Genomic DNA, 15,676 nt, shown 5'->3' with positions numbered 1-15,676 from the left:
AGCCAAGCGCACCCGCAGGGGCAAACGAACCGGAGAATCGCCGCTGCGATCAGGACATATTGTCCCACCTTCGCGAATCACTCCAGCCGCAGGATCGGCGGTTTTCCTAAGGGCACGTCATGTTGCAGTGCGATACCCGGCTGAAGGTACAAGAAAAGCGCACGCGATGAGGGCTTGCCAAACCCGCGTAAATCAGGGAGATTGTTGAAAGTTGGTGGATCAGGCAGCTTCTGCTGCATCTGCGAAGAAATCGGCGCGCCGGAGTGATTTCTCATCCCCGGCGCGCTCTCTCCCAACACCGGTAAGGTTACATGAACCTTTCACCGACCACATTGCACAAGAATCCGGCTTTGGCAAAGCGGGAAATGCATTTCATGCTGCGCAGCATGCAATTTTTCCTTCGCCCATTTCCCACGCGTTTCTGCGGTGTTGCATGTCCTGCGCTGTCATCCCGGCGATGATTGCGGGGTGCCTGTTGCGCATCGTCTCCTGCGATGATCCGATGGGGATCGAAGGAGAGAGGCATGACCCGAATGGGCACCGACACCGGCAAATTCGAGCAGAATAACGGCCCGGCCATCTATCTTGATTCGCTCGAGTCGCAGGCGAGGCGGGTCGAAACTCCGTGCGGCGACGGGACGATGGCATGGCGAATCTGGGGCGAAGGGGCGCCGCTGGTCCTTGCACATGGCGCGCAAGGGTCCTGGACGCACTGGGTCCGCAACATAGAGCGACTGTCTCGCCACCGGCGGCTGATCGTGCCCGACCTGCCGGGCCACGGGGATTCGGCCATGCCCGCGAGCAACGACCATGCAGGCATCTCGGCCGCGCTTGCCCGGGGATTGTCTGCGATCCTCGGCGCGGAAAAGATGCCTGCCGATTTGTGCGGCTTCTCGTTCGGCGGCGTCGCGCTGGCGCATCTGGCGGCGCTGCATCCGGGCACGGCGCGCAGGCTGGTGATCGTCGGCTGCGGCGGGCTGGGAACGCCGATGGGTCACCCGCGCCTCGGCCGGATCAGCGGTCTGGTTGGGGAGGAGCGCCGCGCCGCTCTCAAGGCCAATCTGCTCGGGCTTATGCTCCATCACCCCGAGAGCGCCGACGACCTTGCGATTCACATGCTGCTGCCGACTGCCAAGGCTGCGCGGCTTCATGCACCGCCGCTGGTGCTTCCCGACAGACTGGTCAAAGTGCTTCCGGAGGTCCGCGTCGCTGTAGACGCGATCTGGGGCGCGTTCGACCTGCCGCATCCCGACCCGGCCACGCAGGAGGCGGCGCTGCGTACCGTCCGGCCCGACGCCGAGTTCCGCGTCGTCGAGGACGCCGGGCACTGGGCGATGTACGAGCGCCCCCAAGCGTTCGAGGCGGCCTTGCTGGATATTCTCGCAAGGCCGCCTCGCAAGGTGGGCTGACGGGCTACCAGACCAGCGGCAGGTGCTCTGGCCCGATCACGCCGCCGGGGCGGTACTCGATCCGCGTGCCCGGCTTCACCGAGAATGCCGGGATGCGCTTCAGCCATTCCTGCAGCGCGATCTTCACTTCCAGCCGGGCAAGGTGCGCGCCCATGCAGCTGTGGACGCCCACGGTGAAGGCCAGGATCGTCTTGCGCGGGCGGTCGAAGTCCACCTCCTTGGGGTTCGGGAACACGTCGGGGTCGAAGTTGCAGGCGGGCAGGACAAAGGTGACGCGGTCCCCCTTCTTCATCTGCACGCCGCGCATCTCGTAGTCCTTGTCGAGGACCCGACCCGAGAACGTCACCGACCAGCGGCGCAGCAGTTCTTCGACGATCTTGTCGATGTCCTGCGGGCGGCTGTGGATTTCAGCGAGCTTGTCCGGATTCTCGGCAAGGTAGAGCCAGATATTGTTCAGCGTCGCGAACACGGTGTCGAGCCCGGCGATGAACAGGAAGCAGACGAAGCCGAAGATCTCCTTGTCCGACAGCGGCACGCCGTCCGGCGCGGAGTGTGCGATGCGGCTGACGACGCCGTCGTCGGGGTTCGCCCTCTTCTCCTCGATCGCCTGGCGCAGATAGGCGGTGATCTTGCCCATCGTCTCGCCCATCACCGCGCGGTCGTTCGAATGGAGGAGTTTCATCGCCCAGTCCACGAACTCGTCGCGCATGTCCTGTGGCAGGCCCATGATGTCGAGGAACACCGTGACCGGCAGCGGGCGGCCGTAGTCCTCGGTGAACTCGCAAGTTCCTCCGGCGGCGACTTTCGCCTCGATCTCGTCGATCAACCCGTTGGCGCGCTGGCGGATCTGCTCCTCCAGCTTGAGCACGCCCTGCGGGCTGAACACCGGATCGACGATGTTACGGTACTTGCGGTGATGCGGCGGGTCGATCTCGATCGGGATGAAGTAGAAATAGTCGTCCGGATCGCGCGGGAAGGGCGTGGCGCCCTCGTTCGAGAAGATGTCCGGGTGGCGCAGGCCGAACAGCGCGTCCTCATGCTTGATGAGGTGCCACATGTTCCCCATCGGGCTGACGTCGTAGTAGATCGGCGGCTGCTTTTCATGCAGCGCGGCCATGAAGTCGTGCGGGTTCGCAAGGAAGTCCGGCCCGACGGTGAGGCCCGACTGGCGGATCAGTTCGGGCGGAACGTGGGCGGGCACCTGGTCCATCCCGACATGGCGCGGGAAGCTGGGGGGCACGGGATTGGCGGCGTCGATAGGCATGGCGTCCTCTCCCTCAGAACTGCGTTTCGGGCAGGTGGATGACCAGCCCGTCGAGCGCGGTGGTCATTTCGATCTGGCAAGAGAGGCGGCTGCTCGGCCGAAGCTCGCCGGCTACGGCTTCGAGCAGTTCGGCCTCGGTGTCGGACGAGGGACCGCCCACCGTGTTGACCCAGTCCTCGTCCACGTAGCAATGGCAGGTCGCGCACGAGAGGCCGCCGCCGCATTCGCCGACGATGCCCTCGATGCCGTTGTACAGCGCCCCGCGCATGACGTTCTCGCCAAGCGGTATGTCAACGCGCGTCTGGTGCCCGTCGTGATCGACGTAAGTGATCTGCGGCATGGTTTCCTCTCTCGTTGTCCTGTGAGAACATTGTTCTCATTCTTGTACGCGCTTGAGGGCGGCCAAGTCAATCGCATCGACGCAGGGCTGGACCGGGGCCCCCCGCGGGCGTAGCGCTTCAAGGATGACGACCGCCTATCCGCCGCTGTTCACCGCGCCCGAAGCACCCGAAGGCGACCGCGCGTTGCTGCTCATCCGTGCCGCCTACGACCTGCTCGACGAATCGGGGCTGGAGGGCCTGACGATCCGCGCGGTGCTGGCGCGGGCAGGGTTGGCGCGGCGGGCGTTCTATGAACGGTTCCAGGGCAAGGACGACCTCGTGCTGGCGGTGTTCGACAGCTCGCTGCGGACGGCGGCACTGCAGTTCCGGGACATTACTGCGCGCTGCGAGGGGCCGGTGGAGGCGCTGCGGGCGATCGTCACCGGGATCGTGGTGGGCCAGCTGGGACAGGACCGGTTGGGCGCGAACCGGCGCGGGGCGGCGCTCAGCCGCGAGCACTTGCGGCTCGCCCAGACGCGGCAGGGGGAATTGAACTCGGCGCTGGAGCCGCTGCTCGACCTGATCGCCGGGCATGTCGCGGACGGCATCGCCGTCGGGGCCTTCCGGCGGGCCGATCCGCAACTGCAGGCACGGCTGGTCTACAACCTCGTATCGACCACCGTGCATACGGTGCTGCTGGCGGAGGAGGAGGGTATTCCCGACCGCACCGGGCGCGAGGAACTGGCGGGCGAATTGTGGGAGTTCTGCCGCCGGGCCTTGGCGGCGTGAAGTTCACCCAACCTTCGTCATTGCGAGCGTAGCGAAGCAATCCAGAGCGGTGTGAAACTGCCCTTGATTGCTTCGCTACGCTCGCAATGACGAAATGTGGGAGGCGACGGGAGGCGGGATTACCTTAATTGATCATCGCCGGCATCGCCTTGCCGAACAGATAGCCCTGTCCCTGCGTGCAGCCTTCATCGCGCAGGTATTCCCGCTCCATGTCGCTTTCGATACCCTCGGCCGTCACGATCAGGCCAAGACTGCGGCCGAGGCCGATCACGGCGCGGATGACGGCGCGTGAATTGGCTTCATGGTGCAGGTTCAGGATGAACGACTTGTCGATCTTGATCTTGGTGAAGGGGTAGTTGAGCAGGTAGCTCAGCGAAGAGTAGCCGGTGCCGAAATCGTCGAGCGAGATGCCGATGCCGAAGGCGCGCAAGTTGCGGATGATCGCCGAAGGGCGCGGGCCTTTCTCCATCAGCACCGCCTCGGTGATCTCCAGTTCCAGACGCTCGGCGGCGAGGCCGGAGGTGGAGAGGGCGTTGATCACCGTGCTCAGCAGGTTGCCGTTGCGGAACTGCAGCGGCGAGACGTTGACCGCGACCTTGACGTGGTCTGGCCATTGCATCGCTGCGCTGCAGGCGCTGCCGAGCACGAAGCGGCCGATCTGGTCGATCAGGCCGATCTCCTCCGCGAGGGGCACGAAGACGTCGGGCGGCACCGCGCCGCGCTCGGGATGGTTCCAGCGCAGCAGCGCTTCGTAGCACTCGATCTGCCCGCTCTGGAGATCGACGATCGGCTGGTAGTGCACTGCCAGCCCCCCCTCGCGCACGGCGGCGCGCAAGTCGATCTCGAGGCGGTTCTTCTCCTGCGCGGCGGCGTCCATCCCGGCTTCGAAGCTGCGGCAGGTTCCGCGCCGCTCGCCCTTGGCGGCGTAGAGCGCAAGGTCGGCGTAGCGCAGCAGCGTCTCGGGGTCGCGGGTGTCGTAAGGCGCGGAGGCGAAGCCGATCGTTGCGCCGATGTGGATCATGTGGCCCTGCACGAAGAAGGGCTCGGACAGGGTGGTGATGATCGACTTGGCCACCAGTTCCGCCTGCGTCAGACTCGAGCGGCGGAAGATCAGCGCGAACTCGTCGCCGCCGATGCGGCACAGCAGGGCTTCGGGCGGGATCAGTTCGCGCATGCGGCGCGCGGCCTCGGTCAGAACGATGTCGCCGAAGTGGTGGCCGTAGGTGTCGTTGACCGGCTTGAAATGATCGAGATCGACCATCGCCAGCGTCACCGTTTCTTGCGCGCCTGCGTCAGTCAGCAGGTCGTTGAGGTACGTGCGGCAATGGGCGCGGTTGGCGAGGCCGGTCAGTTCGTCGTGGCGGGCCATGTGCGCCATGCGCTGCTCGATGCGGCGTCGTTCGGTGACGTCGAAGATCGAGACGATGGTGCCGGAAAAGCCCTCGAGGTCGGAGACGCGCGTGGCGATCACGGTCTCGATCGCGGTCCCGTCGCGCCGCAGCATCTTCCAGCTGTCGCCGGTATCGGCGCGGTCGGTGACGAGCAATTCCGCAGCGTGGGCGCGCGAAGTCTCGGGGAACAGATCGCCGGCCGGGAGGTCCGCCATTTCGCGCGGGGTGTAGCCGAACAGGGCGCAGGCGGCCTCGTTGGCGGTGCGGATGCAGCCGCTTTCGGGGTCGTAGACGAACATCGCCAGCGGGTTGCGTTCGAACAGCAGGCGGAAGGCGTCTTCCTTCTGCTTGAGGTCGGTGATGTCCACGCGCACGCCGATCGAGCCGCCGCTTTCGAGGCGGCGCTCTTCGATCATGATGCAGCGGCCGTTCGACAGCCACTGCTCGTGGCGGTGCGAAGGCTGGCGCAGCAGTGCAAGGCGGCTGGCGAGCCATTCCTCCTCGCGCCCGGCTGCTTCGGGGTAGTCGCCCCGCGCGATGCCGATGCGCAGCGCGTCGCCGAGCTTGGCGCCGGGCACCAGCAGGTCGGCCGACTTCTCGTAGATCTGGGCGTACTGTTCGTTCCAGAGGATGTAGCGATCCTCCTCGTCGAGGAAGACGATGCCTTGCGGAATCGCCTCGATCACCTCGCGCAGCCGCGTCTCGGCGAGCGAGGCCGCCTGAAGCGCGGTGTCGAGCGAAGGCAGGTCTCCGCGCTCCGCGATGGCGAGCGCGAGTTCCTCGCCGGTTACGTCCTGTTTAAGCCCCAAATACAACGCAGATCCCCATCTGGTTTGGAGCAGGCTATGAGGCAGGTGGTTAATTTTCTGCCCTATGGCGACAAAGGTATGACGAAGCGAGGCGCGCAATTTCAAGGGTCTGGAGCATGAACTTTTGTTAAGCGCGGGGCGCCGGTCGTTCGGAATTCGGGCAGTTGGCTAACGCTGGAAGCGAACCTTCGCACTTCGTCGCCTCCTTGATTCCGGTGACGTCGCAAGGCGCAGGTTAGGCCGATATGATTGACGCAAGCTGACCGGGCGCCTTCGCAGTTGCGCGAAGACGGCCGTTCGTGTCCCCCCTCTTCGCTCCAATGCAAATGGCCCGCCGCACACGGGTGCGACGGGCCAAGCTTTCCTCCCCAGGAAAACTCTTGAGCTGCCTCAGCGGCGGATCGCGCTGCCGAGACGGTGATAGAGGTTGGAGTACTTGGACGAGATCGGATCGTCCTCGTGTGCCTTGAGATAGAAGACGACGGCTTCCTGAAGAAGCTTGAAGTCCTCGTTCGAGAGCACCGCGCGAGCGCGGGTCGGTTCTGCGGTCATGGTGGTCATGCTATGTCCTTTCCTTGCTATGCGGGGGTGCTTCCCCAAGTGCCGCAGGGACTGCCCCTTTGGCTTCTTCCTAATTTCTAAACGCGATCCCAGCTTCGTCCCCATCTTCGTCATCGCGAGGACCGAAGGTCCGTGGCGATCCAGGGCCGCGTGACACCGCCCTGGATTGCTTCGCTACGCTCGCAATGACGAACGTGGGGTGTGCTGCGCCTTACGCCGCGAACTGGTTCATCGTGTTGTGCGCGCCGCCGGCCTTCAGCGCCGCCTCGCCGGCGAAGTATTCCTTGTGGTCGTCGCCGAGGTCGGAGCCGGCCATGTTCTGGTGCTTCACGCAGGCGATGCCCTGGCGGATCTCCTCGCGCTGCACGCCCTTTACGTAGCCGAGCATCCCGGCGTCACCGAAGTATTCCTTCGCCAGATTGTCGGTCGACAGCGCGGCGGTGTGGTACGTCGGCAGGGTGATGAGGTGGTGGAAGATGCCTGCCTCGCGCGCCGCGTCCTTCTGGAAGGTGCGGATGCGCTCGTCGGCCTCTGCCGCCAGCTCGGTGGCGTCGTAGTCGATGCTCATCAGGCGCGCCCGGTCGAAGGCCGAGACGTCCTTGCCCGCCGCCTGCCAGGCATCGAAGACCTGCTGGCGGAAGTTGAGCGTCCAGTTGAAGCTGGGCGAGTTGTTGTAGACCAGCTTGGCGTTCGGGATCACCTCGCGGATGCGGCTGACCATTCCGCCGATCTGGCCGATGTGCGGCTTCTCGGTCTCGATCCACAGCAGGTCCGCGCCGTTCTGCAGGGCGTGGATGCTGTCGAGCACGCAGCGGTCCTCGCCGGTTCCCGAACGGAACTGGTAGAGGTTGCTGGGCAGGCGCTTGGGGCGAAGCAGCTTGCCGTCCCGGCTGATGAGAACGTCGCCGTGGCCGACCGTCTCGACTTCCTCGCAATCGAGGAAGGCGTTGTACTGGTCGCCGATGTCGCCCGCTTCACGGGTGAAGGCGATCTGCTTGGTAAGGCCAGCGCCGAGCGAGTCGGTGCGCGCCACGATCAGGCCCTCATCGACGCCCAGTTCCATGAAGGCGTAGCGGACCGCGCGGATCTTCGCGATGAAGTCCTCGTGCGGGACGGTGACCTTGCCGTCCTGGTGGCCGCACTGCTTTTCGTCCGAGACCTGGTTCTCGATCTGGATGCAGCAGGCGCCCGCCTCGATGAACTTCTTGGCGAGGAGGTAAGTCGCCTCCGCATTGCCGAAGCCCGCGTCGATGTCGGCGACGATCGGCACCACATGCGTCTCGTAGGCGTCGATGGCGTGCTCGATGCGCTTGGCCTCGACCTCGTCACCGCCCTCGCGGGCCTTGTCGAGATCGCGGAACAGGCCGCCCAGCTCACGCGCGTCGGCCTGGCGCAGGAAGGTGTACAGTTCCTCGATCAGCGCCGGAACCGACGTCTTCTCGTGCATCGACTGGTCGGGCAGGGGGCCGAACTCGCTGCGCAGCGCCGCGACCATCCAGCCCGAGAGGTACAGGTAGCGCCCCTTGGTGGTGCCGAAGTGCTTCTTGATGGAGATCATCTTCTGCTGGCCGATGAAGCCATGCCAGCAGCCCAGCGACTGGGTGTAGTTGGCGGGGTCGAGATCGTAGGCCGCCATGTCCTCGCGCATGATGCGCGCGGTGTAGCGGGCGATGTCGAGGCCGGTCTGGAAGCGGTTCTGCAGGCGCATGCGGGCGACCGATTCGGCCTCGATCCCGTTCCAGTGGGTCTCGGTGCCGATCGTATTACCGGCTTCGATGATCTTGCTCTGGTAGGTCACGCTTCAGTTCCTCTTCGCGGATGCGATTGCTTTCGATGGAGCCGAGGTAGTCGCGATGACGGCGCGGCGGAATGCCTTGCGAGGTGCTGTTGTCAAACTTTACAGATGTTCCTTGTAAAGTTGTGTGGTAGTTACAAAACGGTTGTAAAGGCCAACCCGTCATCCCAGCGAAGGCTGGGACCGCTGGCCTGTTACGACCAACTATCGTCCGGGCGCTCTGCCGAGGGTTGGGCTTTGCGCGGCCAGCGGTCCCAGCCTTCGCTGGGATGACGGGCGCGTGTTGGATAGGGAGTGCAATGGCAGAAAACCGTCCCCTTTACCTCGGCCCCAGACTGCGCCGTCTGCGCCGTGAACTCGGCCTGACGCAGCTGGCGATGGCCGATGATCTGGAGATCTCGCCCAGCTACGTCGCCCTGCTGGAGCGCAACCAGCGGCCGGTTACCGCCGACATGCTCCTGCGCCTCGCGAAGACGTACCGCCTCGACATCGCCGACATCGCCGGCGACGACGGGGAGGACTACGCGCGCCGCCTGACCGACGTGCTGCGCGACCCGATCTTCGCCGACATCGACCTGCCCAAGCTGGAAGTCGCCGACCTTGCCACCAGCTTTCCCGGTGTCTCCGAAGCGCTGCTGCGGCTGCATCAGGCCTATACCCGCGAGGCGCAGGCGCTGGCCGAGCAGCGCGCTGCCGGGCCGATGGCGGACGAGAACGAGCCCGTGCGTGAAGCGCAGCGCTTCCTCGCCGCCAACCGCAACTACTTCCACGCGCTCGACACCCGCGCCGAGGAACTGGCGGGCGAGATCGAAAAGGCGGGCGGGGCGACCGAGTGGCTCGCCGTCAAGGCCGTGCGCGTGCGTTTCCTGCCGCCTGACGTGCTCATGGATTCGCTGCGCCGCTTCGACCGGCACAACCAGCAATTGCTGATCGCCGACACGCTCGACCATGCCAGCCGCGCGTTCCAGATCGCCACGCACATCGCCCACACCGCGCTGCGATCCGAGATCAAGCAGACGATCCGGGCCGACAGCTTTTCCAGCCGCACCACCGCGACGCTGCTGCTGCGCGCGCTGGCGGGCTATGCGGCGGCGGCGATTGTCATGCCTTATGGCCGCTTTGCCCGCGCGGCGGACCAGCGGCGTTATGACATCGATGCTTTGTGTGCGCTGTTCGGTGCCAGTTTCGAGCAGGTGGCGCATCGCCTCACCACCCTGCAGCGGCCGGGGGAGGAGCGCGTCGGCTTCTTCTTCATCCGCGTGGACGAGGCGGGCAATGTCTCCAAGCGGCTCGACGGTGCGGGCTTCCCCTTCGCCGCACATGGCGGCGGGTGCCCCTTGTGGAGTGTGCATCAGGTGTTCCGCCGTCCGGGCGAGATCGTGCCGCAATGGCTCGAGCTGCCGGGCGGGGAGCGCTTTTTCTCGATCGCGCGCACGGTGACCGGTGGGGCGGCAGGCTACGGCGGTGCGCGGGTCGTGCGCGCGGTGGCGCTCGCCTGCGCGGCGGAGCAGGCGGGGCGGCTGGTCTATGCAGGCGGTACGGACCCGGCGGGCGCGCCGACCACGCCGATCGGCGTCACCTGCCGCCTGTGCCAGCGCGCCGAATGTACCGCCCGCTCGGTCCCGCCGATCGGGCGCGACGTGCTGGCGGACGACTACCGCCGTGCCGCGCAGCCCTATACGTTCGCGGAGAGCTAATCCTCGTCATTGCGAGCGAAGCGAAGCAACCCAGGGCAGTTCTACGCCGCCCTGGGTTGCTTCGCTTCGCTCGCAATGACGAAGTGGGGTGGTGATGGTGCAGGGTGTCAGCGCAGCAACACCGGCAGTCCCGACACGCCCTGTTGCTCCAGCCCGCCGGTCATGAACGGCGCGGGCGCTTCGGGATCGAGCCGCAGGTTCGGGAAGTGATCGAGCAGCGCGTTGATGCCGCGATTGATCTCCACCCGTGCCACGTTCATGCCGAGGCATCGGTGCGTACCGAACCCGAAGGCAAGGTTGGTCTTCTTCGGCCGGAACAGATCGTATTCGTCGGGCCGTTCCCAGCGCGCGGGGTCGCGGTTGGCCGGGCCGAGGCCGAGTTCCAGCACCGCCCCCTTGGGGATCGCGTGGCCGTAAAGCTCGGTATCCTCCATCACCATGCGGTAGAAGTAAGGCGCGGTCGGATACCAGCGCAGGCTTTCCTCCACCGCATCGTCCACCAGCGAGCGGTCGGCGCGCACGGCGTCCAGTTGCTCGGGATGGGTGAGCAGGGCGTAGAGCGCGATGCCCATCTGCCGCCACGAGGTGCCGCCGCCCGCGACCATCACCAGCTTGACGTGCGCCATGATCTCGCGGTCGGTGAGAGCACGCGGTTCCTCGCCGGGCATCTGCAGTTGCATCGTGATGAGGAAGCTGACGAGATCGTCCTTCGGCTCCTGACGGCGGCGCGCGATCAGGCCCAGCACGGTGCTCTCGACGATCTTCGCGTTGGCCTGCCGCTGCTCCATCGTCACCGTCCGGCTCGAACTGGTGGAGTTGAGGTAGGCGTGACGGAAACGCAGCGCCTCGTCGCCGTCGAGGCCGATGGCGGTGGTGATCGTGTAGACCGGGATGCGCGCGCAGTAGTCGAGATTGAGGTCGGCGCGATCTGCCCGGCCCCTTCCACTTTCGGACTTCATGCGGGCGATCAGGCGTTCGATGATGGTGTCGATGGTGTGCTCGCGCCACCAGCCCATCGCCTCGGGCATGTTGAAGCGCGGCTGGATGGTGCGGCGATAGGCGCGGTGGACCGGCGGGTCCATTTCGAGAATGCCCATGGTCTTCTCGCCCGCCGGGTTGTCGTGCCCCTGCACCGAGTTCGAGAACACCGCGGCATTGCGCAGCGCGGCTTCCACCGCCTCGAACGACAGCACCGTCCAGTGCGGCCGCCCGGCCGCGCGCGCATGGCGCTCGTGCAGCGGCAGGCCGAGCAGTTCGCGCAGGCGTCCTTTCAGCACCGGGCCTTCATCGCGCAGCGCGTGGATGCGCGGCATGATCTCGGCCACTTCCACGAGGTTGCCGATCGCCTCCGCCTCGCGGCGCACGTCGTAGAGTTCCTCGTAGAGTGGGTCGTCGGCGGTGAGGACGTCGTCGTTTTCGGGCGCGGTGGGGGTGTCCAGCATCAGGCGATCCCCAGAAGCTTGCAGGCGTTGTCGTGGATGATCGCGCGCACGTCCGCCTCGGGCACGCCTTCGAAGTCGCGCAGGATGACCTCGCGCGATTTGGGGAAGGTCGTCTCCGAGTGCGGATAGTCCGAGGACCACATGATGTTCCGCGCGCCCGGCAGGTCGCGGTTGAGGATGCCGGTGCGGTCCTGGATGAACGAGCCGTAGACGTTGCGGTCCATGTAGTAGCTGGGCGGATGCTTGAGCTGGCTCTCGGTCCAGAAGCGCTGCCGTTCCCAGGTGCGGGTGATGTATTCGGTATACCACGCGAACCAGCCCACGCCGCTCTCCATGCTGCCGATGCGCAAGTCGGGGAAGCGGTCGAAGATGCAGTTGAAGATGAAGATGCCGATCGGTTCGGCCATCGCCATCTTGCTCATCGGCATGTCGGGCAGGAAGAACTCCTTCTGCCCGAAGCGCGGCACCCGCGCGCCGAGGTGGAAGGTGATGACGAGGCCGTGGTCGCACACCGTCTTCCACAGCCTGTCGAACGCCGGGTCGGAATATTGCAGCGCGCCCTTGCTGTCGCCGGTCAGCGCCGAGACCTGGCCATCCTTCATCGCGGCGATGCCGGACGAGGTCTTCCAGGCGTCGGGGTTCTGCGGGAAGGCGGGCAGGTTGATGGCGCGAAAGCCCTTCTTCGCGAGCCGGGTGACATGCGCGCAAGTCTCGTCGATGTCGCGCATCGGCACGTAGCCGACGGGATAGAGCCTGTCGGGCGCCACCGAGGCGAAGTCCATCACCCAGTTTTGGTAGGCCTCGTAGCTGGCGACGTAGAGTTCGTTGTCGAAGGAGCCCAGCGGCCCGCCGCCGAACAGCAGTGCGGCGTCCATGCCGTCGGCGTCCATGTCGGCGAGGCGGGTGGCGGGCTCCCATACCGTGCGCTGGTCTGCAAGGCGGCCCTTCATCTTGAAGTTCTTGCCCTCGCGACCGGCCTGGTTGTTGATCATCATGAAGGGGCGGCGGTTGCCCTCGAAGCAGATGTAGTCCCCGTCCTCGGCGTGCTCGATGAAGGGCGCGCGGTCCTTGAGATGGGCGGGGAGGTAGTCCTTCCACATGTCGTGCGGCGGATCGATGTGCGCGTCGGCGTCGAAGATCGGGCCGTACTGCCAGTCGGTGGCTGCGTTCGTGCGGATGGCGGGATCTGCTTCGCTCATGTCCGGTTCCTCTCGTCCCAATCTATTATTCTAAATTGCGAATTGATTATCGCATTAGTGAATGAGTCGGTCAAGCAGAGAGCAGACGCCACCGCCCGAGCGTATGCTCCCTTGCTTCGTCATTGCGAGCGCAGCGAAGCAATCCAGGGCGGGGTGATGCTGCCCTGGATTGCTTCGCTGCGCTCGCAATGACGATAAGGTGGGTCAGTCCCGCCGCAGGATCATCGCGCCGTAGCCATAGCCGCCGTTGGAGACGATGCAGGTCCGCGCGTCCCGCACCTGCCGTCCGCCGCCGCGGCCCCAGAGCTGGACGGTCGCCTCATGGATGTGGCCGTAGCCGTGGAACCGCCCGGCCGAGAGCTGGCCGCCGCCGGTGTTGAGCGGCAGTTCGCCGTCCAGCGCGATCCGCTGCCCGCCCTCGGTAAAGCGGCAGGCCTCTCCCTTCGGCACGAGGCCGAGCGCCTCCAGCCACATCCACACGTGGATCGAGAACCCGTCGTAGATCTGCGCGCAGTCCATATCGGCGGGCGTGAGGTCGGTGCGCTCCCACAGCATCGCTCCGGCGCGGTGGGCGGCGGGTAGTTCGGTGAAGTCGCCCTCGTGGCGGCCCACCCACAGTCCGCCCACGGCCATGCCCATTGCCTCGATATGGAGCGGCGGATTGCGCAAGTCCTTCGCCGCGTCCCGGTGCGACAGGACGATCGCGGTCGAGCCGTCGATATGGCTGTCGCAGTCGAATAGCCTCAGCGGCGAGGAGATCACCCGCGCCGCAAGATAATCGTCGAGGGTGAGCGGCTTGCGGTAGATCGCATTGGGATTGTGCGCGGCGTTGGCGCGGTTTCTGACGGCGATGGCGCCCAGTTGCGCTTCGTCGGCGCCGTACTTGTCGAAATAGGCCTGCGCATAGAGCGCGAAAGTGTTGATCGGCGAAAGCGCGTTGTAGGGCACCGTCCAGGCGTTGTTGCCGTCCACCCGGTCACGCGCGCCGGACATGAGCGTGGATGCGCGCGACACCAGCCGCGCCTGCGCCTGCGCGACGCTGCGGAACACCACGACATGACGGGCGAGGCCGCAGGCGATCGCGGTCACCGCGTTGAAGATCGGCGCCATGTGGCTGAACCCCTCGGCGGAGGCGAGAATCCAGCGTGGCTCGATGCCAAGCACGGCGGCCGCTTCGGAGGGGCTGACGGGCGCGATCCCGCCGCCTTCGCTGCTCTTGCCGGGATATGTGGCGATCCCGTCGATGTCCGAGGGGGAGAGCCCCGCGTCGGCAATGGCGGCGAGGCAGGCGTCGGCAGTCAGTTGCAGCGCGGTGCGGGGGGAGGGACGGCCGACCTCGGACTGCGCGGCGCCGGTGATGCACACCTGCTTTTCGGGTAGGAGGGTCATTCCCTGTCCTCCCGGAACATCGGCAGCCAGATATCGTCGTGGTGCTCGAACTCGACCGTCAGCGGCATGCCGATGCGCACCTCTCTCCCGAGGACATTGGTGAAGACGTAAAGCTGTGCCTGCTCCGCCAGCTCGACGACGCCGAACACGAAGGGCACGGCCAGCCCCGGCACCCACGCCTCATGGTTCACCGTGTAGCTGGCGAGGCGGCCCTTGCCGGAAACCGGCGCGGGGGCGACGGCCTCGCTGCCGCAATTCGAGCAGCGCGGGAACGGCGGGTGCTGGTACGTTCCGCATTGTCCGCAGCGCTGGATGCGCAAGCGCCCGTCCGCTCCGCAAGTCCAGTAGAAGGCGGTTTCCGGCTCCAGCTTCGGCAGCTTGCGCATCAGAACACCACGCCCTGCACCTTGAGGTCGATGATCTCGTCCTCGGAGTAGCCCAGGCTCTCCAGCACCGCGTCGCTGTGCGCCCCGAGGTCGGGCGAGCGGGTGGAGGACAGTGGCGTGCCGTCGAAGACCATCGGCAGGCCGATCATCGGGATCTGCGTGCCGTCGCCGTAGTCCACGCGCTTGAGGTAGCCGTTGGCCTGCGCCTGCGGATCGTCCTTCATTTCGCCGACGTCCTGCACGACGTCCCACTGGCCCGACTGGCGCGAGAGGATCGCCTTCCATTCGGCGAGCGTCTTGCCGGCGAACAGCGCCTTCACTTCGGCATAGCAGGCATCGATGTTCGCCTTGCGTGCGGCGGCGTCGGCGAAGCGCGGGTCGGCGGCGAGGTCGGGCCGTCCGGCGGCTTCGCAGAAGGGCGTCCAGTACTTGTCCGCCTGCAGCATGCAGAGCGCGAGGAAACGCCCGTCGGCCGTGCGGTAGTTGCTGACGAGCACGTTGTTGGGCTTGTCGGCGGGCGGCTTGGGGAACTTCTGCACCCCGTCCGCCGTCGCCTGGCAGACGTAGCGCTGCATCGACCACAGGGCGGTGCCCAGCAGCGAGACGTCCACGCTAGACGCCTCGCCCGTCAGCGCCCGCTTGGCGATGGCGGCGCAGATCGCGCCCGACAGCATCGCGCCTGATATCGTATCGCCGAATGCCGGTCCCGGCGGGCCGACCGGATGCGGCGCCTCGGGCTCGGTCAGCGAGGAGGAAATACCGCCGCGCGCCCAGAAGGTGATGGCATCGTAGCCGCCTTTCTCATGGTCCGGTCCATTGGGGCCGAGCGCGCTGCCGCTGGCGTAGATGATATCGGGATATCCGCTGCGGATCGTCTCCTCGTCGATCCGCATCGCCCGCCGCGCCGGGGGCAGCAGATTGGTGAGGAACACGTCGGCGTCCTTCAGCAGCCGGTCCAGCACCGCGCGCCCGGCCGCCTGCTTGAGATCGAGCGTCACCGAGCGCTTGCCCCGGTTGTAGCTCTCCCACGAATAGTCGATTTTCCCGCCGCCAAGACCGCCGATCGAAAGCCCCCGCAGCGGATCGCCGGTCGGCGGCTCGATCTTGATCACGTCGGCGCCAAGGTCCGCCAGCATCCCGCCGCAAGCCGGCACGAAGGCCCACATCGCGACTTCCACGACCTTGATGCCTTCCAGCGGCTTGCCCATCGGCCTCTCTCGTTCTG

General features: G+C 66.1%; 14 protein-coding genes. 3 read left to right on the top strand and 11 right to left on the bottom strand.

Annotated features, from left to right (window positions below):
* Positions 1–77: 77 nt before the first annotated feature.
* Positions 78–275 carry a hypothetical protein gene (locus QRN25_RS01690; protein WP_285017095.1) on the bottom strand — a complete coding sequence of 66 codons (198 nt, stop codon included), beginning with the start codon at positions 273–275 and terminating at the stop codon, positions 78–80.
* Positions 276–524: 249 nt separating this feature from the next.
* Here QRN25_RS01690 and QRN25_RS01685 point away from each other — a divergent pair, with 249 nt between their 5' ends.
* Positions 525–1,409: an alpha/beta fold hydrolase gene (locus QRN25_RS01685; RefSeq protein WP_285017094.1), complete on the top strand. Its 885-nt coding sequence runs from the start codon at positions 525–527 to the stop codon at positions 1,407–1,409.
* A gap of 4 nt (positions 1,410–1,413) precedes the next feature.
* Here the strand turns inward: QRN25_RS01685 and QRN25_RS01680 are convergent, their stop codons facing one another.
* Positions 1,414–2,673 (bottom strand): cytochrome P450, encoded by a 1,260-nt coding sequence (locus QRN25_RS01680; RefSeq protein WP_285017092.1) that lies wholly within the window; start codon positions 2,671–2,673, stop codon positions 1,414–1,416.
* Between the two features lie 13 nt (positions 2,674–2,686).
* Entirely contained in the window at positions 2,687–3,013 is a 327-nt protein-coding gene (locus tag QRN25_RS01675; protein WP_271184663.1) for a 2Fe-2S iron-sulfur cluster-binding protein, read from the bottom strand.
* Between the two features lie 124 nt (positions 3,014–3,137).
* Here QRN25_RS01675 and QRN25_RS01670 point away from each other — a divergent pair, with 124 nt between their 5' ends.
* Complete coding sequence (locus tag QRN25_RS01670; protein ID WP_202902821.1) at positions 3,138–3,782, top strand: TetR/AcrR family transcriptional regulator; 645 nt, start codon at positions 3,138–3,140, stop codon at positions 3,780–3,782.
* Positions 3,783–3,906: 124 nt separating this feature from the next.
* On the opposite strand, the gene QRN25_RS01665 is transcribed toward QRN25_RS01670, so the two are convergent.
* From QRN25_RS01665 to QRN25_RS01655, 3 genes are all read right to left on the bottom strand, one after another.
* The gene (locus QRN25_RS01665) at positions 3,907–5,982 is read right to left on the bottom strand and encodes a putative bifunctional diguanylate cyclase/phosphodiesterase (protein ID WP_285017088.1); all 2,076 of its coding nucleotides are present in this window, start codon (positions 5,980–5,982) and stop codon (positions 3,907–3,909) included.
* Between the two features lie 390 nt (positions 5,983–6,372).
* Entirely contained in the window at positions 6,373–6,543 is a 171-nt protein-coding gene (locus QRN25_RS01660; protein WP_008833082.1) for a hypothetical protein, read from the bottom strand.
* Between the two features lie 211 nt (positions 6,544–6,754).
* A complete protein-coding gene (locus QRN25_RS01655; RefSeq protein WP_069708130.1) occupies positions 6,755–8,341 on the bottom strand; it encodes an isocitrate lyase in 1,587 nt (528 codons plus the stop codon).
* A 296-nt stretch (positions 8,342–8,637) separates the two neighbouring features.
* On the opposite strand from QRN25_RS01655, the gene QRN25_RS01650 reads away from it, so the two are divergent.
* Entirely contained in the window at positions 8,638–10,035 is a 1,398-nt protein-coding gene (locus tag QRN25_RS01650; protein ID WP_285017086.1) for a helix-turn-helix domain-containing protein, read from the top strand.
* 107 nt (positions 10,036–10,142) lie between these two features.
* Here QRN25_RS01650 and QRN25_RS01645 read toward each other — a convergent pair whose 3' ends face one another.
* From QRN25_RS01645 to QRN25_RS01625, 5 genes are all read right to left on the bottom strand, one after another.
* Positions 10,143–11,477 (bottom strand): cytochrome P450, encoded by a 1,335-nt coding sequence (locus QRN25_RS01645; protein WP_285017084.1) that lies wholly within the window; start codon positions 11,475–11,477, stop codon positions 10,143–10,145.
* Entirely contained in the window at positions 11,477–12,676 is a 1,200-nt protein-coding gene (locus QRN25_RS01640; protein ID WP_271184667.1) for an amidohydrolase family protein, read from the bottom strand. The genes QRN25_RS01645 and QRN25_RS01640 overlap by 1 nt, the downstream gene beginning before the upstream one ends.
* Before the next feature lie 204 nt (positions 12,677–12,880).
* On the bottom strand, positions 12,881–14,065 hold the full coding sequence (locus QRN25_RS01635) for a thiolase family protein (RefSeq protein WP_285017081.1): 1,185 nt from the start codon (positions 14,063–14,065) through the stop codon (positions 12,881–12,883).
* On the bottom strand, positions 14,062–14,451 hold the full coding sequence (locus QRN25_RS01630; protein ID WP_285017080.1) for a Zn-ribbon domain-containing OB-fold protein: 390 nt from the start codon (positions 14,449–14,451) through the stop codon (positions 14,062–14,064). Before QRN25_RS01630 ends, QRN25_RS01635 begins: the two co-directional genes overlap by 4 nt.
* Complete coding sequence (locus tag QRN25_RS01625) at positions 14,451–15,659, bottom strand: CaiB/BaiF CoA transferase family protein (protein WP_285017078.1); 1,209 nt, start codon at positions 15,657–15,659, stop codon at positions 14,451–14,453. The genes QRN25_RS01630 and QRN25_RS01625 overlap by 1 nt, the downstream gene beginning before the upstream one ends.
* Positions 15,660–15,676: the final 17 nt, after the last annotated feature.

The sequence above is a fragment of the Novosphingobium sp. fls2-241-R2A-195 genome (genome assembly GCF_030209485.1).
In the GTDB taxonomy this organism is placed as follows: Bacteria; Pseudomonadota; Alphaproteobacteria; order Sphingomonadales; family Sphingomonadaceae; genus Novosphingobium; species Novosphingobium resinovorum.
This window is presented reverse-complemented; position numbering and strand designations above follow the sequence as displayed.